This is a genomic window from Paenibacillus sp. FSL R7-0189 (assembly GCF_037969925.1).
Classification (GTDB): domain Bacteria; phylum Bacillota; class Bacilli; order Paenibacillales; family Paenibacillaceae; genus Paenibacillus_AQ; species Paenibacillus_AQ odorifer.
This window is the reverse complement of sequence record NZ_CP150223.1, coordinates 6,226,495-6,250,226: the sequence shown is the minus strand read 5'-3', so window position 1 is coordinate 6,250,226 and position 23,732 is coordinate 6,226,495. Positions and strand designations below refer to the sequence as shown.

Sequence of the window (23,732 nt, the reverse complement as noted above, 5' to 3'; positions counted from 1 at the left end):
GTAAACCCGATGTGTTTTTAATGGGAAAAATGGTTTTATTTGTTGACTTCCAGATTCATCGAATGTAAATTAAAATTTGAAATAATCAATAAAGCATTTAATTAAATTAGAGAAATGAGTGGAGTACTGGATGACAAAAACTATGACTGGAATGAGTACTGCAGAAGATCAACCCTTTTCGTTAAAAGCAATCATCCCCCCGCTTCTTGCTATTATTGTCGGCATGATTATGGTTATTCTGGATGGTACTGTTGTGAATGTGGCCGTTCCCAAGCTGGTTGATTATTTTGCTTCCGATCTCAAAACGATTCAGTGGGCGATTACGGGTTATACTTTAGCTTTAGCGGCTGTAATCCCACTCGCGGGCTGGATGACCGATCGTTTTGGATCGAAACAAGTTTTTCTGGCAACTCTTACGATGTTTATTCTTGGCTCTATGTTATGTTCGGTTGCACAAAGCTCATCTCAGCTCATTATTTTTCGAGTCATTCAAGGTCTTGGCGGGGGGATGGTTGCTCCCATTGGGATGGCGATGGTTTTTAAATTAGCTCCAGTAGAACGTCGAGGTTCTATTATGGGGATGCTTGGTATTCCAATGCTCTTAGCTCCGGCACTCGGTCCAGTCTTATCCGGTTGGCTGGTGGAGTATGTAAGCTGGCCTTGGATCTTTCTGATTAATGTACCTATTGGAATCGTTGGCATTATTCTTGGTGTTAAATATTTGCCGAATTCTGAAAAAAAGAGCAAAGGCAAACTCGATATCCTAGGCATTATCCTTGCCCCAATTGCCTTCTCTATGTTGGCTTATGGGGTGAATGAAGGCGGTGGAACAAGCTGGTCGTCTACTCCCGCTATTGTTGGCTTATCTGTTGGAGGGGTTGCATTGATCCTTCTTGTCATTGTGGAGCTGCTTCACAAAAATCCGCTTTTACTACTGCGAGTTTTCCGTTCGTCGGATTTCACTCGGGGTATTATTTTAACTTGGGTTATGCAAGCTGCTTTGTTTGGGTCCATGTTATTTGTGCCCCTTTACCTGCAGCAGATTCGAAGCTATACCCCGCTGGAAACCGGTCTGATTCTACTTCCGCAGGCTTTAGCTTCAGCAATCGGAATGCCGATTGGCGGCAGGTTGTTTGATAAGATCGGGGCTCGTCCGCTGGCGTTTGTTGGACTTAGTATCATTACGGTCACCTTGTTCCTGTTATCCGGAATTAGTGTTACAACAAATTTATCGTTAATTATGACATACCTGGGTTTCTTAGGTTTTGGTATGGGTCTAACGATGATGCCTTTGAATACTCATGTCTTGAATGCTGCTCCACGTGAATGGGTGGGAAGTGTAACTTCACTTACTGCTGCTGCTCAACAAGTCGTTGTTTCATTTGCTATAGCTGGAATGACAGGTTACCTGACTAGTCAGATCGCTGTTCATATGGGAGCACTGAAAGCGGGAAGTAATCCTTTGACAGCCGCAGTTAGTGGTTTTGATGATGTGTTCTTCCTGTCTGGCTGCATAGGTGTGGTAGGTGTATTAATGAGTATTATTTTGCGCAAGCCTAAGCTTTCCGCTGGCGATCCTTCCTCTGGAGAGGGACAGAAGGCAGATGCGGCGATGATGATGGGGCATTAATTGAACCAATAAACATAGAAAAGGCGTCGTTCAGCTTGTATAGTTGAACGACGCCTTTATTGTTATAAATGCTCTGGTTTCTTCTGAGCCCACGATGCGGGGAGTGTTGCTTTACCAAGCAATTCAGAAGCCACGATTCCGAGCAGAACAAGCGCTGCGCCAGCATAACCCTGCATCGATAACTTCTCAGCAGCGAACCAATAACCAAACATCGCAGCGAAGACCGGCTCAAGGGAGAAGATTAGTCCGGTGCGGGTCGGTGAAGTATATTTTTGAGCAATAGGTTGCAGGATGAAGCCACAGGCACTGCATAAGATACCAAGCGCAAGAATTGCAGTCCAACCTGGCAAAGTAGACGGTAGCGCAGGTGTCTCGAAGAGTGCGGACAACACTAAGGCCAACCCTCCGGCAAATCCTAACTGCAAGATTCCGATATTCAGGGAATCACATTCTTTTACCGCCTTGCCTGTAAATAAGATCTGTACCGCATAGAACACTGCCGAAAGGATACACAGGAAATCACCCGGCTGAATAGTTAAGGTTGCATTTAAGGTAAGGAGTCCAATCCCGGCTATGGCGAGGATGGAGCCGAACACTTGTGGAGGTGCAACTCTTTTTTTGAAAATAACTCGATCCAAGATCGGTACAAAAATAACCGTCAACGCAACTAGAAATCCTGCGTTTGAGGTGGTGGTTGTTTGAAGTCCGAAGGTTATACATGTGAATACGCCGAGCAGGAGGAATCCGAGTAGGGCGCCATATTTTAATGTTTTGATGTCTACTCGTCTTAATCGTTTGTGGAATATCATAACGGCTAATATAAAAGCAAGTCCGAAGCGCAGTGCAATCAGATTGAATTCGCCTAACGTACCTAACCCCATTTTCATAAATATGTAGGAGGAGCCCCAAAATAATGTTACAACTAACAGCAGCAGCTCAGCTTTGAGCGGTTTCATCTCTTCATCCATCCTTCTTCATTTTCAACTCAATATAGTATAATACGGCTCTATACATAAGGTAACTGAATGTTTATCATAGAATACATGAGTAAAACTTATGCAATTTATAAGGGTGGGAACAGAGGTTGAGCATTAATAAATATGAGATTTTTCTGAAAGTTGTGGAGCTAGGCAGCTTAACAAAAGCAGCAGATGTACTGGGTTTTACGCAATCCGGAATTAGTCACACCATTAGCAGCTTGGAGATGGAGTTTGGGTTCGCGTTATTAATTAGAAATAGATCCGGTGTGAAATTGACGGTAAACGGAGAACAAGTTCTGCAGCCTATCCGTGAAATCTTGAAGTGGAACGAGAAATTGAAGCAGGAGGTAGCGGACATCCACGGGCTAGAGATTGGCACGATTACCATCGGTACGTTCACCAGTGTGTCTGTGCATTGGCTGCCAGGGATGATTAAGCAATTTCGCAGTGAATACCCTTATATAGAAATCAAGCTGATGGAAGGCGGTTATTTGGAGGTTGAGCAATGGATAGAGGCTGGAGTCGTAGACTGCGGTTTTATTTCACTGCCTACACGTGAGAAGTTTGATGTAATTCCTTTAAAAAAAGACCGGATGTTAGGGATTGTATCTAAAGAGAATCCGCTAAGCACGGAGCCCTTTCTTTCCTTATCGCAAATTGCTAAGGAGGATTTCATTATCCCGAAAGCAGGTTCGGATTATGATGTTAGACGTGTGCTGGATAAGGCGGGGATTAAACCAAATGTTAAATTCTCTGCGGGTGATGACTATGCCATTATGTCTATGGTGGAGAAGGGGCTTGGGATTAGTATTTTGCCAGAGCTTGTCTTAACCCGGCAAAATTATAATGTAGCCATGTTAGAATTAGAGGAACGAAGTTTCAGATCGTTAGGAATTGCTGTCCACTCTATGAAATACGCTTCTCCCGTCACCAAAAAATTTCTAAAGCATGTGCAAGTGTGGCTGAAAGATAACGCCTAAATAAATACGTCAAAAAATAAGAAACTGATACCTCTTCAACGTTAGGGGAATCAGTTTTTTTAGATACTTAGTTGTTTTTTAGATAAAGGGAAATACATACGGGCCCCTGTAATCGATTTTAAGGGGTTTTCGTTAACTATATGTATATCTCCATTATTGTGTAGTTGTAACGGCGTTTGGATGGATTTTAGGGATGTTAAAATGCACGTTTGTTCTCTATAGATATCTGTTTTTTAGCGAATGATATGTTATAATTAGAAGAGTGGGAAAAAGAAATGTATTCCAGATGATCTGTCTATGTGATGATTTTAGACACAATTACGGATGGATGAGATTAGGAGGAGGATTATACGATTGAGCGTTACAATAATTACACTAGTCGTAGTAGCAGTATTTATAGGTGCCTTGATGAGAACCATGTTTGGTTTTGGTGAAGCGATTGTGAGCATGCCACTGCTTGCACTGCTCCCGATTCCTATACATACCTCAGTTTCTTTGATTGGATTGGCAGGCCTCACGGTTGCCTCACTTACAGTTGTGAGTGGGTGGCGGCATATAGAACGACCTATTCTGATTCGATTAGCACTCTCAACAGTGATAGGAATTCCTGTAGGACTAGTCATGCTTTATTTAGCACCTGCAAGTGTAATTATGACTGGACTTGGTATATTTTTGATTGTTTATGGAGTTTATTCAGTGATTAAGAAGAGAATAGTTAAGACGATCGATCATCCCTTGCTTAAGGCAAAAGGCTGGGTGTATCCCTTCGGATTCGCTTCGGGTGTACTTGGCGGTGCTTATAACTTTAATGGTGTCCCGGTCGTGATCTATGGTACTTTACGACAGTGGAATCCTGATCGCTTTCGGGGTACGTTGCAAGCTCATTTTCTTATTTCTGGTGTACTTGTTGTAACTGGTCATGCTATCGGGGGATTGTGGACTACGGATGCTCTTGTTCTTTATGGATATTCTATTCCAGCAATTATCTTAGCTACAGTGCTTGGTGTATATGTGAATAAACGTATTCCTGCTAAGAAATTTGAGAGTTACTTATTTCTGATTATCATTTTACTTGGTGTCCTATTGCTAGTACCTCGCGGATAGTTGAAAAGAAATAGAAAGACGTTCTTCTCCTTAGTGTATATGAACGTCTTTTAAATTTATCCAATCTTAGGGTTGACGAAGAGCCTTGTTCATGAGAAAATGTACGCGCGTACATTAAATGAATGCGTTTTCGAATAGTGTATTGAACGAGGCTAAATGTCACTGTTCATAACCTATGAGAAGGAGGAATTTATATCGCCAGCCGTAAAGAGGTTGCCGAGCTTGCAGGTGTGTCAGAAGCCACAGTATCTCGCGTGTTAAATAACGTTGGCCCGATTAAGGAAGAAACGAAGGAACGTGTGTTGGCAGCTGCTCTGAAGCTAGGCTATACCCCTAGTTCACTCGCTCAGAGCTTTGCACGTAGACGGAGCGGGAACTTGGGTGTAGTGATGCCTTATTTGCCGAAAGCCCGCTTGTTCTCCACTTATTATTTTTCGGAAATATTAAGTGGAATAGGGAGCAAGGCGCGAGAAGAGGGTTATGATCTGTTAATGCTGTTTCGGAATGCCGAAGAGCCAATGGATTATAGCGGGTTGTTTAAGATGCGGAAGATCGATGCTTGCATTGTGCTTGGCGCTAAAGAAGAGCCAGGTGAGCTAGCCTCACTCCGCCGTTTGAAGGAAGAAAACCATCCTTTTTGTCTGATTAATCAGCATTTTGCAGGGGAAGCTTTTCACGAGGTGGATGCCGATCATGTCGAAGGAAGCTGGCAAGCGGCTAAACACTTACTGGAACAAGGTTTTACGAGGATTGCTTTTCTAAATGGGCCTGAATCTTATTCCAACAGCCGAGATCGTCTAACGGGGTATGCCCGCGCTTTGGCAGAGGTGAATCTTTCTGTAGATTCTTCACTTTTGTTCGAAGGTAACTTCAGCCGGAAAAGCGGGATTATAGCTGCCAAAGAAATGTTGCCTCTGCTGGATGAGATTGATGCGATTATGGTCGCCAATGATCGGATGGCCATTGGTTTGCAGCAAGGGCTGCAGGAGCTAGGAATACCAAGGGATCGCCTGCCAGCTATTGTGGGTTATGATGATTCGGAAGCTGCGGAGCTTACCACACCTGCATTAAGCAGTGTGCGGGTTCCCTTTTACGAACTAGGTGAACTTGCCGCAGCCCAAATCATTGAATTGCTGGGAAACAATCTGGCAGAAATACCCGCACCAGCCGTACAGATCAAATTACCGACAGAACTAGTTATACGAGCTTCATCTAAATCTATCAACACTTAGGAGGAATAAGATGAAACAGCTTCGCATTGGAATGATCGGTTATAAATTTATGGGTAAAGCCCACAGTAATGCTTATCGCAGTTTACCTATGTTTTTCCCGAAAGCGCTTAAACCGGAAATGTCTGTAATCTGTGGACGTAATAGTGAAGCGCTTGAAGAAGCTGCATCGCAGTTAGGCTGGGCGGATTGTGTTACGGATTGGAAGGATCTGATCGCTCGAGAGGATATTGATCTTATAGATATTAATGCTCCCAGCAACGCGCACAAGGAGATAGCTTTGGCAGCAGCCAAAGCAGGTAAACATATTTTTTGTGAAAAACCACTTGCGCTGACCTTGGCAGATTCCCGTGAAATGCTGCAAGCTGCTGAAGACGCGGGAGTTACACATATGGTTGGTTTTAATTATCGCTTTTCTCCGGCAGTTCGACTGGCTAAGAAGCTCATAGAGAGTGGGCGTCTGGGAAAGATTTATCATTTTCGGGCTTGGTTTCTACAAGATTGGATAATAGATCCGGATTTCCCTTTAGTATGGAGACTGCAGAAGGATATCGCCGGTTCAGGTTCGCATGGAGATTTGGGGGCGCATCTTATAGATTTGGCTCATTTCTTAGTAGGCGATATGAAGGAAGTAATCGGTATGAGCGAGACCTTCATAAAAGAGCGTCCGCTTGCCGCTGAAATGACTGGTTTAAGCGCTAAAGGAGATAAAGATGCACCCAAGGGTAAGGTTACCGTCGACGATGCCACCTTGTTTTTAGCCCGTTTTGATAATGGTGCTCTGGGCAGCTTTGAAGCTACAAGATTCGCAGCGGGTCATCGCTCTACCAATTCTTTTGAGATCAATGGGAGTCTTGGTAGTGTGAAATTCGACTTCGAACGTATGAATGAATTAGAAGTTTATTTGACCTCGGATGCCGAGGATGTACAAGGTTTTCGTCGTGTGCTGGCGACCGATCCTGCTCATGAGTATGCAGAGGCTTGGTGGCCGCCTGGTCATACGATTGGTTTTGAACATACGTTTATTCACGAAATGCTGGAGCTTTCTAACGCAATTGAAGAAGGTCGTCAGCCAGAACCAAATTTCAATGATGGAGTGAAATGCCAAGCGGTGTTAGAGGCTGTAGAACGTTCTATTGATGAACGCCGTTGGGTCGATTTATCCGAAATGTAATCTAACCTTAGAAGGAGTGCTGAAGATGAGAAAAGCATTGATTGTATGGGGCGGTTGGGATGGTCATGAGCCTGAGCAGGTAGCTGATATAATCGCTAAAATGTTGCAAGAGGAACAGTTTGAAGTTGAAGTATCGAATACACTGGAGGCTTTTGCTGATGCAGATAAGCTTCTTGGACTAGATTTGATCGTGCCGGTATGGACAATGGGCACAATCGAGCAGGAACTTGTGAATAATGTCTCCGCAGCTGTACAACATGGAACAGGTCTTGCCGGTTGCCATGGCGGGATGTGTGATTCTTTTCGTAATAATGTAGATTGGCAGTTTATGACGGGTGGACAATGGGTAGCTCATCCTGGTAATGACGGCGTTAACTATACCGTAGAGATTTGTCAAAGCTCAAGTCCTCTGGTAGAAGGATTAGAAGATTTCAGCATTTGCTCAGAGCAATATTATCTGCATGTAGATCCAGCTGTTGAAGTTCTTGCTACGACTCGTTTTCCAGTAGTTGAAGGGCCTCATTCGTATAATAAGGCTGTTGATATGCCAGTAGCTTGGACAAAACGTTGGGGCTTGGGCAGAGTTTATTATAATTCACTCGGGCATCATGCGGACATTGTAGATCAGCCGCAAGTGCGTGAAATGATGCGCAGAGGATTAATATGGGCAGCTGAAGGTAAAGCGCAGGCATTGTCCAATGTTATGGAGGTTAGTAATAGCTATAGTGGAATGGCAGACAGTCAATAAATTCTGGGAGCGATCAGCGAATGGATAAAGTCAAAGTTGGTATTATTGGATGCGGTAAAATCAGTAGTATCTATATGGAGAACTGTCAAAAGTTCGAGATCCTTGATCTAGTTGCATGTGCGGATTTAGATTTGGTGAGAGCACAAGAACAAGCGGATAAATACAATATTCCAAACGTCTATACCACAGAACAATTACTGAATGATCCAGAGATAGAAATCGTAATCAACTTAACGATACCAGCTGTTCATGCGGAAGTATGCCTGAAAGCTATTGAAGCGGGTAAACATGTATACGTTGAGAAACCTCTAGCTGTGACGAGAGAAGAAGGACGCAAAGTTCTGACTGCGGCGCGGGAAAAGGGAGTACTTGTGGGCAGTGCACCGGAGACGTTCTTCGGAGCGGGAATTCAAACGGTTTTGAAGCTGATAGATGAAGGAGTAATTGGCGAACCTGTTGCAGCTACTTCGTTTATGCTGGGCCGTGGACATGAGCATTGGCATCCAGATCCGGAATTTTATTATGCCGCTGGTGGAGGTCCAATGTTCGATATGGGTCCTTACTATTTGACGGCTTTGGTGCAGCTGCTGGGTCCTATTCATACGGTTAGCGGAATGACTGGGAAAGCGCTGGAAGAACGTACGATTACAAGCGAGAAGAAATTTGGGAAAAAAATTCCTGTTCAAATTCCAACTCACGTAGCCGGAACCTTACGATTTGAAAATGGTGCCATTGCAACGTTGATTACAAGCTTTGATATCTTTGGCGGGAGCAACCTGCCGCATATAGAAATCTACGGAACGCTAGGAACGATTCAAGTTCCAGACCCGAATAACTTTGGGGGTCCCGTGAAACTCCGGCTTATGGGTGAGAATGAGTGGACGGAACAGCCGTTGTTGTCAGGGTATGATCAGAATACCCGCGGGATTGGACCAGCAGATATGGCTTACGCCATTCGAACGGGTAGAGGGCATCGTGCCAGTGGAGAACTGGCTTATCACGTATTAGAAGCAATGTGGGCTTTCCATGATTCTTCTGATGCTCATTCATTCTACGAAATGGAAAGCACCTGCACTCGTCCTGCGGCACTTCCAATCGGTCTTGCTCCTTACACTTTGGATTAGAGAATTCTTCCTGAATCTGCAACCTATCACTTCCGGTCTTCGTTTGAGAAGATGAAGAGTGGAGGTGTTAATAGGATGCGTAAGATAATTATTGGTTGGATATGGATTCCCGTTGTTATTTTGTTAATCAGTGGCTGTTCAGAGGCTCAACAAGCGAATAAGGAGCCGGTTCCTACTCCTGTAATTAGTTCAGAACCACAAATTCTAGCTTCTAAGAACTCTGCAATGGATGATCCAGGCGAGGTTAAGACTTTCTTATCTGCTCAGAAGATTCCTAACGGAGATATTTATCTGCAAGATAACAAGGTTCATATTAATATTGTAGGTTTGAACTCGGAGATTGAGCAGAGCTTTGCTCAGGCTTTCACTGCAGGTACTTATGAGCTTCATGATGTGAAATATACAATGCAAGAGTTATTAGCTGCTCAAGAATTGTTGCATGAACAAGAACTCTACCAGAAGCTGAATCTCTACGGCTCTGGTGTAGATACGATTGGTAATAAAGTAACTATTACCATTCCGTCTGATGATGCGGAAGCAGCCAAGCTTGAAATTGAAAAGTGGATCGATCCAGAGATGTTGACCTATGATATTTCAGAAATAGGTGATCCACATGTAGTGGGTACAATCGTTGAGATCGACACTAAACAGGCAAAGCGGATACTAATCCTTGAACCTGGAAACGAAGATCCATCTTACTGGTTCACATTCAATGCGAAATCTGAAATGTTTAATGAAGCTGGAGAGACCATCAGCTTTAAGGATTTGCAGGTTGGACAGCAGGTTAAGTTATGGAATACAGGGATGGTGCTGGAATCTTTTCCCGCGCTTGCGAGTGTGCGGAGAATGGAGCTAGCAGTTACTGAATAATCTAATAGACCCGTCAACAGGTAGCAAGTTCTCCACGCATTTGAACAGTAGATGGAAAGTGAGGGTGCTCTAACCCTCACTTTTTCTTAATTAGGAATAGTATACTTTTTCTACTTTGTATAATGTATGCTCGATTGTTGGACAGAGATTGGCATCTACTTTGTAATACTTAACTCGAAAATATAAACTTTTCAAAAAGTTCTTTATATTATTTTTTTGTTTAAAGGCAGGAAGAAATTCTTGATTTTTCTCCACATCACCAAAACTTCGAATCCATTGCTCTACATAAGTCTGACTAAGTATTTTTCTATCTAAAACACTAATTATGGGTCTTACCATTCGCTCATCTTCCCCATCGGAGTATATTCGATCTGTTATGGTCATCTTTTCGTGAACCAAATCGAGGATAGTTATAAGGTCATTTTTATCCAGTTCGGAACATTGAGCCAATTCATCTAAAGTATCTGCTGCATGGGCTATGGCATGAGCCCAGCCTTTTTCTTCGTCATACCCCCGGTAATCGCGCTCATTTTGCACACTGCAAAATACCTTCTCCTTTATCTGATGAATTTGCTCTCTTGAGAGAAATGGTGATTCTTTATGCCTCATGAAGAGGAGTGGGATGACTAGCATAGAGAAAGATCTGGTAAAGACAGAGTCTGCATTGGTTTCGCCAAGCTTAAAATGCAAATGGTTTTTATCCAAGATAACGGGTATAAGTTGCTCCAGTTCGTTTGTAGTTAGAGCATTACCTGGGATCCAATGTGATAAGGTTGTATAAATTAGCTCATCCCGTAGTTGGGCATCTAAAGAACCAATGTTATTTATCATTTCTTGTACCAACTGGATTGTATCGGGAGGTGCTTGGTAATCATTTTCTTTTATGCATATCAGCGTTTCTTTTAAATTCATTTTACATGCTCCTATTTTCCAGTGTGAATTATTTTCTAATACCGGATGGTGTAGTTCCTTTATATTGCTTAAACAGCTTGGTAAAATAATTAGGATTGTCGCAGCCCACTCGTCCAGCAATCTCCGTTACAGTAAAATCTGTCTCCAGCAGCAGTCGTTCTGCTTCATTTACGCGGCAAAGATTAACATAATCGATGAAGGTTCGGCCGGTGAGCTTCTTAAAGGTTTTGCAGAAATGGTATGGATTTAGATTAACGGATCTCGCGGCGCTTTCAATAGTCATTTTCTCATCAAAGTGGTTCTCCATATACTCCAGCAGTGGCTTAAAACGCTCACGATTGAAGGAATGACGTTCATTTGTTCTGCCAGAAACCCGCTCAGGCAAAAAGGTACGGGAGAGCAATACAAAAAGCAGATGAAGTTGATTTTTGATGATTAGCTGAAATGCAGGACCTTTCTGATGCACTTCATCCACGATAGTGTCTAGAAGAGAGTAATAAGTAGAACAGGTTGGAACTAGTGCTGCTGGTTTAACTGGTAGCTGATATCGATTTTCCAAATAGGGAGCTACGAACTGCTCATGTTGAGGATCTTGCTTCCAATCTTTAAATAAAGAACTATGAAATACGACGGATATAAATCGGACATGATCATCCCGCAGACTATATCCAACGTGCAAACCTCCAGAAGGAACAAACAAAACCTCTCCGGGATGCAGTTCGTAGGGCTTGCTGTCAATGTGGAAAATGGCGCTGCCTGCTTGCATGATAATGATTTCGAAATGCTCATGCCAGTGTAGAAAAAGGATGTTCTGGCCGATTTTCGCATGTCTGCATTCATTAAAAAACAATCGAAACGGATAGGTGCTTCCTTCTAATTGAGGGTATTCTTTAAGATCATTAGGATAGCTCAATTTATTCAACTCCCACAATATACGACTATATAAACACAATATAATAAGAGTTTTAAGCTTAAATGCAGTATATACTCGGGTTATAGAACTTACTATAAACCAATATTGGAGTGGTACACAAGATGAAGGATACAATGCGTATAGGCACATTAGTTGGTGGCGGAGATGCTGTTAGAGTGATTCCGCAAATCGTAGGTCATGGCTTCGAATCTTTTAGCTTAACCTTCTGGCAGACTACAGGTGAAACAGATCTTGTGGAAACTGGTAAGCGTGTGCAAGAACTTGCGGCAAAACATGATTTTGTGATTTCATCGGTTGGCATCTTTGGCAATCCTTTGACGAATACTGGTGACAATTCCGATGCATTAGCGAGCTGGGAACGGCTTATTGATCATGCTCATGTATTTGGTACTGATATGGTATCAGGGTTCACGGGACGACTACCAGGAGTGTCCATTGATGAATCGATTCCGAAGTTTACCGAGGTATTTGGTGAGCTGACAAAAAGAGCAGCAGATCGCGGGGTACGAATTGCCTTCGAGAACTGTTCCATGGATGGCAATTGGACTTCAGGGGACTGGAATATCGCTCATCATCCAATAGCCTGGGAAAAGATGTTTAACGCTGTACCTGCTGACAATATGGGACTTGAATGGGAGCCCTGCCATCAGATGGTGCAGCTGATTGATCCGATTCCACAGCTGCGCAAATGGACAGATAAGATCTTCCATGTACACGGCAAGGATGCCACCATCGCTTGGGATATTGTAAAAGAATATGGAATCCACGGCCCAAAACCTTATGTATGGCACCGTACTCCGGGTTTTGGTGATACGAACTGGACGGATGTTATTTCCATTTTGCGTCAGGCTGGTTATAAAGGTACCATTGATATTGAAGGTTGGCATGATCCTGTCTATCGGGATGAGCTGGAAATGATGGGTCAAGTACATGCCTTGAATTATTTAAAACAATGCCGCGGGGGCAGCTTTGTGCCTAATCCGCTTTAATAAGTCAGGGGGAGAAATATGACAGCACAGTACCGTGTAGCGGTTGCAGGTTGCGGAGGAATGGCTAACGCATGGATTGAATACGCTTTATTGCGTCCAGATACTAAGATCGTTGCTCTAGTAGATATAAGGTTGGAGTCGGCTGAGGCGATGGCTGCGAAGCATGGGATTTCATGTCTGACGTTTACGGATATTAAGCAGGCAATTCAGGAGACCGCAGCAAATCTCGTCTTTGACGTTACCGTTCCCGGAAGTCATTTCAATATTTCTAGTACTGCATTGGAACTTGGGTGTAATGTGTTTAGTGAGAAACCGTTAGCTGAGACTATGGAGGAATGTAATAAGATTGTTGAGATCTCGGAACGGACTGGAAATGCTCATGCTGTGATGCAGAACCGCCGTTATGATCCTCGAATTCGTTCTTTAAGAAAAATCATAGAATCAGGAACCATCGGAAGAACAGGATTTATCGGTGCAAGCTTTTTCCTTGGGGCCCATTTCGGGGGATTCCGTGATGTTATGAAAAGTCCGCTGCTGTTGGATATGGCAATTCATACCTTCGACCAGGCCCGGTTTATTAGTGGCGCGAACCCTGTGTCCGTATACTGTCAGGAGTTTAATCCTCCCGGTTCATGGTATGAGGGGAATGCGTCGGCAGTGTGCATTTTCGAGATGTCCGACGGTTCAATATTTACCTATCAGGGATCTTGGTGTGCAGAAGGTGCATCCACGTCATGGGAAGCTTCTTGGCGGGTTAACGGGGAGAAAGGAACAGCAATCTGGGATGGTCATGAGCTGCCATATGCTGAGGTAGTTACTGCAGGAGATCAGAGCGATAAGTTCATTCGTGACGTAAAGCGTATAAATGGAGATAATGTTGAGATGAATAAAACATTCCATCACGGGTGTTTGGATGAGATGTTCTTGTCATTGGCAGAGCAACGTCCTGCAGAGACGAATTGTAGAGATAATCGGTATAGTATGGCAATGGTGTTCGGAGCGCTGGAAAGTGCTGAATCTGGCCGGAAAATCGATCTAGTGGAGTTCTGAGATTGACTTCTGTTACTACAATCGCCAGCAAGGAGATCAAAATGGATATTAGAGCTTACCGAGAATCGGATATTAGTCAAATTGTCTCATTGTTCTACGAAACAGTTCATTCCGTAAACAAACAAGACTATTCACAGGAACAGCTAGATGCTTGGGCACCTAAAGAGGAAGAGGTACTTAAGCATAATACTTGGAGAGCTTCTTTGCGTCAAAATATCACTTATGTAGCCGAAATTGATAATATTATTGTGGGCTTTTCTGATATGACAGCAGAGGGACATTTGGATCGATTATATGTTCACAAAGATTACCAAGGACTAGGTATAGCCTCTGCATTGGTGAGTAAGCTTGAATTGAAAGCGAAAGAACTGGGTCTTTATGAAATGGATGCCGAAGCAAGCATCACTGCTAAACCTTTTTTTGAACGACGGGGATACCAGCTTATTGCGAAACAAAGTGTAGAACGAAAAGGTGTTCTGTTGGTCAATTATAGGATGAGTAAAAAAATAATGTAATTCAAAAAAGCAGGTTGCTCATTAGAGCAGTCTGCTTTTTGTGATAAGAAGGATATTCAAATTCACCCATCAATCAAGTTCATTAATGCTACAGTATCAAATCGATCCCCTTGCACTAACCATTTACCGTCCACATCAAAGAGAGTCAATATACCTTCCAAAGGCACACGTTTACTTTCTTTGTCATCCTTATCCAATAAGACAAGATCCACCGTATATTTTAACTCGATAATATCTTTTTTTTGTTCGGAAAGGTTAAATTTTAGGTTTTCCGGTTTTAAAGAAAGCTTTTGTTTATCAGCGATTTTAATTGGGATAGTTGTAATTCGGCTCGCTATAGCCTTTTCAGTAAAGTATTCTGTAAAATACGGTTTCATCTCTTCATTTCGCGCAAGAATGGATTCATCAGACATTAAATCCTCAGAAGCCTTGACGGTATATTCTACATTTTTATATTTCTCTGCGGCTTTAGTGGCATCATCTACCTCTGAACTACATCCGATAATTAACGCAAGAGATAATAATATCATACTCAATATCAACGGTGATTTACGCATTAGTACACCCCCAATGTATTTGATCTTGCATTATTATACTTATATTACCATGTTGTGGTTTCATAATTTCAAGAAGAAAATGATTCAACTCCCTAAATATGGTATGGTGTAAATATGATCGTAAATTTGCGGTGATTAAACTAAAAAGTAGAATCGAAAGGATTATTAAAATGAACACATCCTTAAAATTCACACACGGGAATAAAGTAGGACTGATTGCTTGTTCAGATGGTGTGAGAGTAGAGAACTTACCTAAAGTAGAGGAATTAAAAAAAGTTTTGCATTCATTTGGACTCCATGTAGAGGTGGCTAATACTTTGTTTAGAAAAGATGGTTATTCCAGTGGAAATCCAAAGGAAAGGGCAGCGGAGCTGAATCAACTATTTAAAAATACTGAAATTAGCGCAATATTCGATATTTCAGGTGGGGATTCTGCCAACCAAATCTTAGAGTACATAGACTACGAAAGTATCCGTATGAACCCCAAACCCTTTTTTGGAATGAGTGATTTGTCAGTTATTTTGAACGCTTTATTTACGCAAAATAATTCGAAATCCTATCATTATCAGTTGATGAATTTAGTGTCTTCTGATGGGGCAGAGCAGCAGAGGGCTTTTTATCGAACATTCTTCGAGGGGCAAAACGATCTTTACGATTTCCGGTATCATTGGGTCCGTGGTAACCAGATGAGCGGGATAGTAATCGGAGGGAATATTCGCTGCTTTTTGAAGCTGGCAGGGACAAGCTATTTTCCGGATCCTTCGGACAAAATATTATTGTTGGAGAGTTTAAGTGGCAGAGCTAACAAAATAGTCTCCTTTTTTGCTCAGCTCCAGCAATTGAAATATTTTGATGCTTGTGCTGGATTGATTCTAGGGTCATTTTCAGAACTAGAGAACTTTAATGAATTTCCGATAGTAGAAGCGTATGTGAAGGAAATTAGCCATTCCACCTCCACTCCTATCATAAAGACAGCTGAGATTGGGCATGGCAGTAACAGTAAGTGTATTGTTGTGGGCGATAAAATCACTTTGTAAAAAAGGTGGAGTGTGCGATGGGCAAAATTCTTTGCTTCATATCTGATGATTTTGCGGATTTTGAGATTACCTTGGCACTACATAAGATTAGAAATGTTGGAAAAAAAGAAGTGTTATCCGTAGGATACAGTTATGAATCTGTAGTTAGCGAATCTGGTCTGACTTATCAACCTGATTTGGTCCTCAAAGAAGCAGTTAAGCTTAATGATATTGAAGGGCTAATTATTCCCGGAGGTCCGATTGTAAATCAAAAACAGGATTTAACTGATCTGATAAACCATCTTGATCGAGAAGAGAAGATGCTGGCAGCCATATGTCATGGACCACAGTATTTAGGACGAGCGGGCATTTTAGACCATTGTAAATTCACTACTTCGTGTTCAGTAGAAAGAATCAGTAAACTTAATGTAGAGGATCCATTTCCAAGAGACAATTATGTTGATAAGAGAGTAGTTAGAGATGAACATATCATTACTGCTAAAGGCCGTGCTTTTGTTGATTTTTCATTTGAAATCTTTGATTATTTAGGGATTTATCAGGATCTAGATGAAGAAAAAGAACAATTGTTTAAGGATATTATGGATAAATAGCAGTGATAGATGATAAACAGGGAGAGTTGACGTGGAAACTAATTTAAACGAAAAGAAAAATGATTATAAACCATTAGGGATATCAGGACTTGGGGGATGGTTGATTCTTGTACAAATCGGTCTTTATGGGACGATTATCATTCAGTTGATGCAGCTTTTTCAGGATTCTTTTACAGCATTTGATGCCGATATCTGGACTGCTTTTACTTCTAAAGGTTCGGATTTCTATCATCCCTTGTGGGGATTTATAATTGTTTTTGAAACCACTTTCAATATAGCTATATTAGCGTTTAGTGTATATATTCTAATTAATTTCTACAGAAAAAAAGCATTTTTACCACGGTTATTGATTATTTTCTATATTGCAATCCCTGTAGTAGGAATCATTGATGTTGTACTACTTTATCAAATTCCTCTTGCCAGAGAACTTGGAAATGGAGATTCACTCAAAAGGATCATTAGGTCAGCGTTTACTTGTGCAATTTGGACTGCATATTTATTGAAATCAGAGCGAGTACATAATACATTTGTAAAGTAATTTAATAAAGTGATTTAAAGGAGGGGTATGATGTCAACCGATTATCTATCAAAAGAAGAATTGAAAGATGCGATTCATATTGCCTATCAGTCTCTTGATCAAGAATTTGACGGCATTGAGAACTCCCAAAGAGACAATCGTATGGAAGGGGTTGATCGAACCCCAGCAGAAATCATTGCTTATCAATTGGGCTGGTTGAATCTTGTTATGAAATGGGATAAGGATGAAAAAGCAGGGTTAACCGTTATTACACCTTCACCGGATTATAAATGGAATCAACTTGGCGGATTATATCAATCGTTTTATCATACATATGCTGCCTACTCATTAGACGAGTTAAGATCTTTATTTCAAGAGACAGAACATCAGTGGCAGAACTGGATTGATTCTTTAAGTGATGAAGAACTTTTTACGCAAGGCGTGCGGAAATGGACAGGAAACAATCCAAGATGGCCTATGGTCAAATGGATTCATATTAATTCAGTAGCACCGTTTAAGACTTTTCGTTCTAAGATTCGCAAATGGAAAAAACTTAATGTAACTAAGGAAGTATAAAAGGACGGATTATTTTTGAAGAAAATATCTATTATTGTAAGTACATTTATATTTTTGATTGCATTAAGCTCGATTATATTTGTCGTGGTAAACAACTCTGCAAAACCCATTAAAAGTCCTGAGAACATTGAACTAAAAGAGTTGGCGAATGGAAACAAAATACAAGTGGACTTCTCGAAGAAACCCACTGTATTCGTATTTTTCACCTCATGGTGTCCATATTGTAATGACGACGCTCCTAAGATTGTCTCATTGTATGAGAAATATAAAAATAGAGTGAACATATACGGAATCAATTTGCTTTATCAAGATGATCTTTCTGATGTAGAACAATACGTGGCGAATTACAACATTAAGTATCCCGTTCTCCTAGATGAAACAGGTGATCTCCATAAACAATTTGGTGAACAAGCTTTTCCTGCGTTGTTTTTTATAAACTCTGATGGCAAGGTTATGGATCAAATTATTGGCTCGACTGATTTTGACGCAATTGAGAGCTCGTTTAAGATTTTCATTAAAAACTATGATTAGTGTGAGATATATGAAATCAAAGAAACCCATAATCATCTTCGCATTTCTTTCATTTTTGCTTCTCACAACAACGATACTTTTGAACGATTTCGAACAATCGAGGGAGAGAGTTACTGAGTTCTTCGAAGATTTAAAAGACCAATCGAATCCAAGCTAGGAGGTTGAGATGAAGAAATTCATTATTGTAATTCTAGCTATAATTGCTTTATCGCCATTACATGCGGTCTCCGCGGATTGGGCCGGTTCGTTTGTTGTTTATTCAGGTGACATCTACGAAATATCAGATGATGAACTCATCCCCTCGGAAGAAATCGATAAGAAGATAGGGCATGTAACTAAATATTCCGATGAGGAAGGAACGTACAGGGGGAATTTCTCGAATATTTATCCTAAAGGTACGCCCTACTATTCAATTATCAATACCGATCCAAAAGATTTTATTGCTATTAAGACCCAAGAGGGTATCTTTGTAAAAGCTTATAATAAAGGCCATTATCCCAATGATGAATTGGTTGAAAAAACGATTTGGATGTATTTCTTATTGGGAACATCGGTTATTGTCTTATTAATTATTTGGATAATGAAGCGGAGGAAAGGATGATCTATGACAACTAATACATCACAAAAGATAGAACAAGCCTTCAAAAAAACGATAAGCTCACGTCACATTCACGAAGGCGTCCTATACATTGAGAATACAGATGGCGACTACTCCTATAATATTGGATATGGGGAGAAGAATATAGACTCACCTTTGCTAATGGCCAGCATCACCAAGCTGTTTACCACCACCTGTATTTTGGCCCTACAAGAGCGAGGTAAACTGTCGTTGGATGACAAGGTTACACAGTATTTTGATAACGCTGTGTTAAGTGGTCTTCATGTCTTTGGTGGTAATGATTATTCGTTTGACCTGACAATATCCGATTTATTGTTTCAGGTTAGTGGCTTGCCAGATGTATTTGAAGAAGGAAAAGAGAATGACAAGCGTCGTGCGATTAAGGAGGATTATTATATTACCTTCGAGGAACAGATTGCATTAATTAAAAAATTGAAGCCTCATTTTATGCCTCGTACCAAACGAAAAGCATATTATGCGGATATAAATTTTGATTTACTAGGTGAAATCATTGAGAAGGTAGAGCAGTCAACATTAGCAGAAGTCTATAAGCGGTTCATATTTGATCCCCTGTCACTCGTAAGTACATATCTCCCTGAAGGTGACAACGATTTTGTACCGAATATCTTTTATCAAAATAAATCAATTAACCGTTCCAAATTTATTAGGAGTTGTCGTGCGAGTGGAGGATGTATCACCACAGCTCGTGAATTAATGATATTTATCAAAGCTTTCTTTGGTGGGATGCTATTTAAAAATGAGTTGTTTAAGATGCTATCGGCTTCTAATAAACTTCAATTATCGATGGGACCTATTTACTATAGCAGCGGCTATATGAGAATTCCTTTGGATGGCTTGTCCACGCTTTACATGGGGAAAGGTGAGTTACTAGGGCACTCCGGTTCAACAGGTTCGTTTGCCTTTTTTTATCCTATTAAAAATTTATTCATTGTGGGGGATCTAAACCAGATGGGTAATCCTGCACTCCCCATTAGGCTATCAATGAAACTTGCTATGATGATGAAATAAAAAATAGTGAACGCCAAGAGTTAGGATATTCACTGCTGAATTATTATACTCAGTCATCCAACCTTCATAAATCTTTAATAAAGGAGACGTACCAGTGAACAACATCAAAGTGCTTCATTATGATGCGTTTTCTCCTTATCCGAACAAAGGAAATCCAGCTGGTGTAGTATTAGATGCGGCTCATTTGAGCGAAAGTGACATGCAATCGATAGCTCATAAGGTCGGTTTTAATGAAACAGTTTTTGTAGTCTCATCGGATGTAGCTGATTTAAGGCTTAAGTATTTTACGCCAGGCCATGAGATCAATCTTTGTGGGCATGCAACTATGGCTTCTTTATTTGCTTTAAAAACAAAGGGTATCCTTGGAGAGGCAAGCTCGGTAAAGATCGAAACAAACGTGGGTGTGCTCCCCATTCAATTCAGTATGGACAACAATAATCACTTACTAATAAAAATGAAGCAAGATCATCCCGAGTTTATTGAATTTGACGGTGATAGAGGGAAGCTTGCCCATGCTTTAGGCTTAACAGTTGACGAATTTGATGAGGATATGCCGATTGTTTATGGCTGTACTGGCGCATGGACTCTATTAGTTCCAATTAAGAGTATAGATAGCTTTAATAAAATGAAACCGATAAATGAGTTGTTTCCGGAGATTTTAACGCAGCTTCCAAAAGCATCGATACACCCATTTTCACTCCACACGCTTGATCCGCACGCTTTAATGCACGCCAGACATTTCTCATCGCCTTTTTCGGGAACCGTTGAAGATCCAGTAACAGGTACAGCATCGGGAGTTATGGGGGCTTATTATTTAAAATATATTAATCCGCACATGGACTCAATCCAATTTGATGTAGAACAAGGACAAGAAATCGGTAGAGATGGGAAAGTAAATGTAGAAGTGTACCGACTAGATTCTGATAGAATGGATGTGTTTATTTCTGGAACTGCGGTGTTTGTGGGGGAGGTAGATTTAGGGAAATGATAAAATATACTCACTTGGAGTGTACGGAGTCTTAGTGATACCCAGTTAGAAGAGTTACATCAACTCCTTTTGTGAAGAAAATAATGCTGGGTCATTATTAGAACTTTAATGATCTATGGAATGGAGGTAACCTCATGATTGAAATTGATTGTCTGGGAGAAATCTGCCCAGTACCAGTAATGATGTTAAAAAAACATCAAAAAGCCATTCAAAATGGCAAAAAAGTGATGCTGGTTACTGATCATAGCTGCGCGAAAGTTTCTATCACGGATTACTGTCGTGGTTCAAATCTAAAATGTTCCATTCAAGAAGTCATTAATGGGGTATGGGAGATTACGATTGAGCTATAAGTTCAACATAATGTATCAATCAATGTCTTTTCTATATAACGAATTAATTGTTTCGTATCATTGTCACAACGCTGATTGTGTTTTTTTACCATGTAGACATCGTTATTTACCTGGAACTGATCAATATGAATGATCTTGAGTTGTTTACTATACAACTCTTTTTTTATGGACATATAAGGGAGAAAGGCGACACCATGTCCTCTAATGGCAGCAAGCTTTACCGCCTCAATGGAGTCCAGATTAAACAGTATATTTAATTTAAGCTCCCCTGCAGATATGTTGTTCAAAGCCCTTTGCACACAATGAAGCTGTGAGGACCAGATTAAAGGATATTTAGGGAGCTCATTCAGTGTGATTTTATCAGGACATACAGTCGTACTGCTTGCCACTAACATAACTTGATCAGAAAACACCATATTGGAGCATAATTCAGATTTCGGGGAAGGCCCGGAAATAAAGCCAACATCACCTTCTTCAAGAAGCAAACGTTCCTCTACTAGTGACGATGCCCCTTCGTTTAGAGTGATATGGCAATTGGGAAAATGTTTTTTTACCTCATATAAGGTACAGGGCAGGGCATAATTACAGACTTCTGGAATCGCATAAATAGACAGCTCATGTTGTGTTGGCTGTAAATGATTGATTTCTGTGACCATATCATCATATAATTTACAGATTTGCTCCGCATACTTCTCCGCTATAATCCCTGCTTCTGTAAGGCTGGCCCCTTTATTACTTCTCACAAAAAGCTCAGAACCCAGGGTATTCTCCCAGGATTTCAACTGCTGACTAAGTGCGGATTGGGTGATATGAGATTTCTGAGCGGCTTTAGATATACTTTTTAACGAAGCAATATCTAAAAATAATTTAAGCGTTTCCATATTCATACTTATTCCTCCTGTTGCCCGCTGTTAGTGCACACTATAGCATACTTGATTACGCTCCATCTGTGCCATTAGTAACACTTATACAGCATAAAGAAAGCAGATAACCACAGCTCGAATAAGTATGTTACTATTTTCACATAGTCAATTACATAAAACGATGGAGGTGTTAGAATATGGGGCAAACCGTAAGTCCCGAAACGAAATCAACCCGAACCAGAGCTCCTAGAAAACCTAAAAAGAGTCAGTTGCCCATCGCGTTGCTGGTTACAGTTCTCATTATTGGGTTTGGTTTTTTCCTAGACCATTCCCACGATAAAATGGTTGTCTACCTGCTTTTCGGTATTTCGTTTGGCGTTATTTTGCAAAGATCACGATTCTGCTTTACTGCATCACTTAGAGATCCATGTATTACAGGCAGCACATCGGTAACAAGAGCTGTACTGATAGCATTTTCTCTCGCTACGATCGGATTTACAGCCATTAAGTATCCAGCGTTCCTGGAAGGTAAACCGATTCCTGGGATGGACAATGTGGGTCAAATCAGTTTTGCTTTGATAATTGGCGCTGTATTATTTGGAATTGGCATGGTTATTGCAGGTGGTTGCGCTTCGGGTACATTGATGCGTGTAGGTGAAGGGTTCACAATGCAGATGCTGTCGCTTGTATTTTTTATCATTGGTTCACTTTGGGGATCACATGATATGGGTTGGTGGAGAGCTAACGTTATAAAGGATGCACCAACAGTATTTTTACCAGACGTCTTTGGTTGGCTTGGAGCACTAGTTGTTCAGTTCCTGATCATTCTTCTGTTGTACATCGCTGCAGTTAAATGGCAAGAGAAAAAGATGGGAAGCGCAGATTAGTATAAGTTATTACGTGAATATTTTCACTATTGGTATTTCAAAAAAATATAAAGGTGGTTTTTAAGATGGCTGAATTTACACTTGATTGCATGGGAGAAGCTTGTCCGGTACCGTTAATGAGAACAGAAAAGAAGATGACTGAACTAAATGTTGGAGACGTTTTAGTTGTTGCTATTGATCATAGTTGCGCAATGAAAAACGTACCAGAATGGGCGAGAAAACAGGGACATAATGTGGAAATCGAAGAGGTCGATGATGGCGAGTGGGAAGTTGTTATTGAGAAGGTAAAATAGGATCGCTGAGTAGGAAAGGACGGTGAATGAAACGGTGAACGAATTCTGGTTGAAGATATCGTCTAACCGCTTTTACAAGCAATTGCTCAAAGAACCGTTTACTTATGTAACTGGAGCTGTACTTCTGGCTGTGTTCGCTACAGCACATCTGGCTGTTTTCTCAAAAGGATGGGGAGTAACCAGCGCCTTCGCGGACTGGGGAGCTTGGGCGTATCGACTGGTAGGAGGAAATGTAGATAACTGGGCTTACTTTAGTACGGAGAAAGCTCAAAAAACATTATCTTCCGGATTTTTAAATGATGGTGGGTCCATTCGAAATGTAGGGATTATCTTAGGTGCATTAGCAGCGACATTGTTTGCTTCCGAGTTCAAGCTTAAGAAAATTAAGTCCAAAAAGCAGGTAGTGGCAGCTGTACTTGGTGGGTTGCTCATGGGGTACGGAGCTAGACTGGCTAATGGATGTAATATAGGTGCATTATTTACGGCTATAGCTTCTTTATCGCTTTCAGGCTGGATTTTTGGATTGTTCCTGCTGGTTGGTGCATTTATAGGCAGTAAATTATTAGCCAAATTCTTTATGTAAAAGTGAAATAGGCTGAGCTTATAGTGCTGACGAGAGTCAGCCTATTTTATTGAAACCAAAATCTACACAGGAG

The 23,732-nt window shown here is 41.1% G+C and carries 28 protein-coding genes; 23 read left to right on the top strand and 5 right to left on the bottom strand.

The features are described from left to right. The first annotated feature begins 130 nt into the window (after positions 1 to 130). Positions 131 to 1,630 (top strand): MDR family MFS transporter, encoded by a 1,500-nt coding sequence (locus MKY63_RS27380; protein ID WP_339810590.1) that lies wholly within the window; start codon positions 131 to 133, stop codon positions 1,628 to 1,630. Between the two features lie 62 nt (positions 1,631 to 1,692). Here MKY63_RS27380 and MKY63_RS27375 read toward each other — a convergent pair whose 3' ends face one another. Next, positions 1,693 to 2,586 carry a DMT family transporter gene (locus MKY63_RS27375; protein ID WP_076141704.1) on the bottom strand — a complete coding sequence of 298 codons (894 nt, stop codon included), beginning with the start codon at positions 2,584 to 2,586 and terminating at the stop codon, positions 1,693 to 1,695. 128 nt (positions 2,587 to 2,714) lie between these two features. Here MKY63_RS27375 and MKY63_RS27370 point away from each other — a divergent pair, with 128 nt between their 5' ends. The 7 genes from MKY63_RS27370 (at position 2,715) to MKY63_RS27340 (ending at position 9,839) form a co-directional block, all read left to right on the top strand. Next, complete coding sequence (locus MKY63_RS27370; protein WP_038570683.1) at positions 2,715 to 3,590, top strand: LysR substrate-binding domain-containing protein; 876 nt, start codon at positions 2,715 to 2,717, stop codon at positions 3,588 to 3,590. Positions 3,591 to 3,944: 354 nt separating this feature from the next. Further along, entirely contained in the window at positions 3,945 to 4,694 is a 750-nt protein-coding gene (locus tag MKY63_RS27365) for a sulfite exporter TauE/SafE family protein (RefSeq protein WP_076105574.1), read from the top strand. A 188-nt stretch (positions 4,695 to 4,882) separates the two neighbouring features. After that, on the top strand, positions 4,883 to 5,926 hold the full coding sequence (locus MKY63_RS27360; protein WP_076296761.1) for a LacI family DNA-binding transcriptional regulator: 1,044 nt from the start codon (positions 4,883 to 4,885) through the stop codon (positions 5,924 to 5,926). 10 nt (positions 5,927 to 5,936) lie between these two features. Then, a complete protein-coding gene (locus tag MKY63_RS27355) occupies positions 5,937 to 7,097 on the top strand; it encodes a Gfo/Idh/MocA family oxidoreductase (RefSeq protein WP_038570692.1) in 1,161 nt (386 codons plus the stop codon). Positions 7,098 to 7,122: 25 nt separating this feature from the next. Beyond that, entirely contained in the window at positions 7,123 to 7,845 is a 723-nt protein-coding gene (locus tag MKY63_RS27350) for a ThuA domain-containing protein (protein ID WP_076105575.1), read from the top strand. Positions 7,846 to 7,865: 20 nt separating this feature from the next. Continuing rightward, the gene (locus MKY63_RS27345; RefSeq protein WP_076105576.1) at positions 7,866 to 8,969 is read left to right on the top strand and encodes a Gfo/Idh/MocA family oxidoreductase; all 1,104 of its coding nucleotides are present in this window, start codon (positions 7,866 to 7,868) and stop codon (positions 8,967 to 8,969) included. A gap of 75 nt (positions 8,970 to 9,044) precedes the next feature. Continuing rightward, positions 9,045 to 9,839 carry a hypothetical protein gene (locus tag MKY63_RS27340; RefSeq protein ID WP_076274419.1) on the top strand — a complete coding sequence of 265 codons (795 nt, stop codon included), beginning with the start codon at positions 9,045 to 9,047 and terminating at the stop codon, positions 9,837 to 9,839. 90 nt (positions 9,840 to 9,929) lie between these two features. Here the strand turns inward: MKY63_RS27340 and MKY63_RS27335 are convergent, their stop codons facing one another. Together MKY63_RS27335 and MKY63_RS27330 are read right to left on the bottom strand one after the other, a co-directional pair. Further along, positions 9,930 to 10,751, bottom strand: a complete 822-nt coding sequence (locus tag MKY63_RS27335) for a DUF2785 domain-containing protein (protein ID WP_339810586.1) — start codon at positions 10,749 to 10,751, stop codon at positions 9,930 to 9,932. 28 nt (positions 10,752 to 10,779) lie between these two features. Then, positions 10,780 to 11,664 (bottom strand): AraC family transcriptional regulator, encoded by an 885-nt coding sequence (locus MKY63_RS27330; protein ID WP_076105579.1) that lies wholly within the window; start codon positions 11,662 to 11,664, stop codon positions 10,780 to 10,782. A gap of 122 nt (positions 11,665 to 11,786) precedes the next feature. Between MKY63_RS27330 and MKY63_RS27325 the strand changes: the two genes are divergently transcribed. From MKY63_RS27325 to MKY63_RS27315, 3 genes are read left to right on the top strand one after another with little or no spacing between them, the layout of a single operon-like run. Continuing rightward, the gene (locus MKY63_RS27325; protein WP_038570709.1) at positions 11,787 to 12,674 is read left to right on the top strand and encodes a sugar phosphate isomerase/epimerase family protein; all 888 of its coding nucleotides are present in this window, start codon (positions 11,787 to 11,789) and stop codon (positions 12,672 to 12,674) included. An 18-nt stretch (positions 12,675 to 12,692) separates the two neighbouring features. After that, positions 12,693 to 13,724 (top strand): Gfo/Idh/MocA family oxidoreductase, encoded by a 1,032-nt coding sequence (locus MKY63_RS27320; protein ID WP_036678288.1) that lies wholly within the window; start codon positions 12,693 to 12,695, stop codon positions 13,722 to 13,724. Between the two features lie 41 nt (positions 13,725 to 13,765). Then, positions 13,766 to 14,239, top strand: a complete 474-nt coding sequence (locus MKY63_RS27315; protein ID WP_036678422.1) for a GNAT family N-acetyltransferase — start codon at positions 13,766 to 13,768, stop codon at positions 14,237 to 14,239. 62 nt (positions 14,240 to 14,301) lie between these two features. Here MKY63_RS27315 and MKY63_RS27310 read toward each other — a convergent pair whose 3' ends face one another. Further along, a complete protein-coding gene (locus MKY63_RS27310) occupies positions 14,302 to 14,796 on the bottom strand; it encodes a hypothetical protein (RefSeq protein ID WP_076105582.1) in 495 nt (164 codons plus the stop codon). 170 nt (positions 14,797 to 14,966) lie between these two features. Between MKY63_RS27310 and MKY63_RS27305 the strand changes: the two genes are divergently transcribed. From MKY63_RS27305 to MKY63_RS27265, 9 genes are all read left to right on the top strand, one after another. Beyond that, positions 14,967 to 15,833, top strand: a complete 867-nt coding sequence (locus tag MKY63_RS27305; RefSeq protein WP_076099342.1) for a S66 peptidase family protein — start codon at positions 14,967 to 14,969, stop codon at positions 15,831 to 15,833. Between the two features lie 17 nt (positions 15,834 to 15,850). Next, the gene (locus MKY63_RS27300) at positions 15,851 to 16,423 is read left to right on the top strand and encodes a DJ-1/PfpI family protein (protein WP_339810582.1); all 573 of its coding nucleotides are present in this window, start codon (positions 15,851 to 15,853) and stop codon (positions 16,421 to 16,423) included. Between the two features lie 31 nt (positions 16,424 to 16,454). Further along, positions 16,455 to 16,961 (top strand): DUF2569 domain-containing protein, encoded by a 507-nt coding sequence (locus MKY63_RS27295; protein WP_036678279.1) that lies wholly within the window; start codon positions 16,455 to 16,457, stop codon positions 16,959 to 16,961. A 27-nt stretch (positions 16,962 to 16,988) separates the two neighbouring features. Beyond that, positions 16,989 to 17,516, top strand: a complete 528-nt coding sequence (locus tag MKY63_RS27290; RefSeq protein WP_076141689.1) for a ClbS/DfsB family four-helix bundle protein — start codon at positions 16,989 to 16,991, stop codon at positions 17,514 to 17,516. Between the two features lie 15 nt (positions 17,517 to 17,531). Beyond that, a complete protein-coding gene (locus MKY63_RS27285) occupies positions 17,532 to 18,047 on the top strand; it encodes a TlpA disulfide reductase family protein (protein ID WP_051491011.1) in 516 nt (171 codons plus the stop codon). Positions 18,048 to 18,213: 166 nt separating this feature from the next. After that, complete coding sequence (locus MKY63_RS27280; protein WP_176462545.1) at positions 18,214 to 18,648, top strand: hypothetical protein; 435 nt, start codon at positions 18,214 to 18,216, stop codon at positions 18,646 to 18,648. A gap of 3 nt (positions 18,649 to 18,651) precedes the next feature. Beyond that, positions 18,652 to 19,695, top strand: coding sequence for a serine hydrolase domain-containing protein (locus tag MKY63_RS27275; protein WP_036678270.1), 1,044 nt, complete (start codon positions 18,652 to 18,654; stop codon positions 19,693 to 19,695). 94 nt (positions 19,696 to 19,789) lie between these two features. Beyond that, positions 19,790 to 20,683 (top strand): PhzF family phenazine biosynthesis isomerase, encoded by an 894-nt coding sequence (locus MKY63_RS27270; protein ID WP_339810578.1) that lies wholly within the window; start codon positions 19,790 to 19,792, stop codon positions 20,681 to 20,683. Positions 20,684 to 20,817: 134 nt separating this feature from the next. Beyond that, the gene (locus MKY63_RS27265) at positions 20,818 to 21,033 is read left to right on the top strand and encodes a sulfurtransferase TusA family protein (RefSeq protein ID WP_076146126.1); all 216 of its coding nucleotides are present in this window, start codon (positions 20,818 to 20,820) and stop codon (positions 21,031 to 21,033) included. 2 nt (positions 21,034 to 21,035) lie between these two features. Here MKY63_RS27265 and MKY63_RS27260 read toward each other — a convergent pair whose 3' ends face one another. After that, positions 21,036 to 21,920, bottom strand: coding sequence for a LysR family transcriptional regulator (locus tag MKY63_RS27260; protein WP_036678261.1), 885 nt, complete (start codon positions 21,918 to 21,920; stop codon positions 21,036 to 21,038). Positions 21,921 to 22,093: 173 nt separating this feature from the next. Between MKY63_RS27260 and MKY63_RS27255 the strand changes: the two genes are divergently transcribed. The 3 genes from MKY63_RS27255 to MKY63_RS27245 all read left to right on the top strand — a co-directional run bounded on the left by MKY63_RS27255 (position 22,094) and on the right by MKY63_RS27245 (position 23,659). Further along, positions 22,094 to 22,783 (top strand): YeeE/YedE thiosulfate transporter family protein, encoded by a 690-nt coding sequence (locus tag MKY63_RS27255; RefSeq protein ID WP_036678259.1) that lies wholly within the window; start codon positions 22,094 to 22,096, stop codon positions 22,781 to 22,783. A gap of 65 nt (positions 22,784 to 22,848) precedes the next feature. Beyond that, complete coding sequence (locus MKY63_RS27250; RefSeq protein WP_036678256.1) at positions 22,849 to 23,076, top strand: sulfurtransferase TusA family protein; 228 nt, start codon at positions 22,849 to 22,851, stop codon at positions 23,074 to 23,076. Positions 23,077 to 23,098: 22 nt separating this feature from the next. Then, positions 23,099 to 23,659 carry a YeeE/YedE thiosulfate transporter family protein gene (locus MKY63_RS27245; RefSeq protein WP_232061338.1) on the top strand — a complete coding sequence of 187 codons (561 nt, stop codon included), beginning with the start codon at positions 23,099 to 23,101 and terminating at the stop codon, positions 23,657 to 23,659. Positions 23,660 to 23,732: the final 73 nt, after the last annotated feature.

Excerpts from the sequence above, each read along its gene's own strand:
- MKY63_RS27320 (WP_036678288.1), top strand. The coding sequence starts at position 12,693 with ATGACAGCACAGTACCGTGTAGCGGTTGCAGGTTGCGGAGGAATGGCT.
- MKY63_RS27335 (WP_339810586.1), bottom strand. The coding sequence starts at position 10,751 with ATGAATTTAAAAGAAACGCTGATATGCATAAAAGAAAATGATTACCAA.
- MKY63_RS27325 (WP_038570709.1), top strand. The coding sequence starts at position 11,787 with ATGAAGGATACAATGCGTATAGGCACATTAGTTGGTGGCGGAGATGCT.
- MKY63_RS27260 (WP_036678261.1), bottom strand. The coding sequence starts at position 21,920 with ATGAATATGGAAACGCTTAAATTATTTTTAGATATTGCTTCGTTAAAA.
- MKY63_RS27275 (WP_036678270.1), top strand. The coding sequence starts at position 18,652 with ATGACAACTAATACATCACAAAAGATAGAACAAGCCTTCAAAAAAACG.
- MKY63_RS27265 (WP_076146126.1), top strand. The coding sequence starts at position 20,818 with ATGATTGAAATTGATTGTCTGGGAGAAATCTGCCCAGTACCAGTAATG.
- MKY63_RS27290 (WP_076141689.1), top strand. The coding sequence starts at position 16,989 with ATGATGTCAACCGATTATCTATCAAAAGAAGAATTGAAAGATGCGATT.
- MKY63_RS27280 (WP_176462545.1), top strand. The coding sequence starts at position 18,214 with ATGAAGAAATTCATTATTGTAATTCTAGCTATAATTGCTTTATCGCCA.
- MKY63_RS27375 (WP_076141704.1), bottom strand. The coding sequence starts at position 2,586 with ATGAAACCGCTCAAAGCTGAGCTGCTGCTGTTAGTTGTAACATTATTT.
- MKY63_RS27315 (WP_036678422.1), top strand. The coding sequence starts at position 13,766 with ATGGATATTAGAGCTTACCGAGAATCGGATATTAGTCAAATTGTCTCA.
- MKY63_RS27380 (WP_339810590.1), top strand. The coding sequence starts at position 131 with ATGACAAAAACTATGACTGGAATGAGTACTGCAGAAGATCAACCCTTT.
- MKY63_RS27255 (WP_036678259.1), top strand. The coding sequence starts at position 22,094 with ATGGGGCAAACCGTAAGTCCCGAAACGAAATCAACCCGAACCAGAGCT.
- MKY63_RS27300 (WP_339810582.1), top strand. The coding sequence starts at position 15,851 with ATGGGCAAAATTCTTTGCTTCATATCTGATGATTTTGCGGATTTTGAG.
- MKY63_RS27350 (WP_076105575.1), top strand. The coding sequence starts at position 7,123 with ATGAGAAAAGCATTGATTGTATGGGGCGGTTGGGATGGTCATGAGCCT.
- MKY63_RS27310 (WP_076105582.1), bottom strand. The coding sequence starts at position 14,796 with ATGCGTAAATCACCGTTGATATTGAGTATGATATTATTATCTCTTGCG.
- MKY63_RS27355 (WP_038570692.1), top strand. The coding sequence starts at position 5,937 with ATGAAACAGCTTCGCATTGGAATGATCGGTTATAAATTTATGGGTAAA.
- MKY63_RS27340 (WP_076274419.1), top strand. The coding sequence starts at position 9,045 with ATGCGTAAGATAATTATTGGTTGGATATGGATTCCCGTTGTTATTTTG.
- MKY63_RS27345 (WP_076105576.1), top strand. The coding sequence starts at position 7,866 with ATGGATAAAGTCAAAGTTGGTATTATTGGATGCGGTAAAATCAGTAGT.
- MKY63_RS27250 (WP_036678256.1), top strand. The coding sequence starts at position 22,849 with ATGGCTGAATTTACACTTGATTGCATGGGAGAAGCTTGTCCGGTACCG.
- MKY63_RS27305 (WP_076099342.1), top strand. The coding sequence starts at position 14,967 with ATGAACACATCCTTAAAATTCACACACGGGAATAAAGTAGGACTGATT.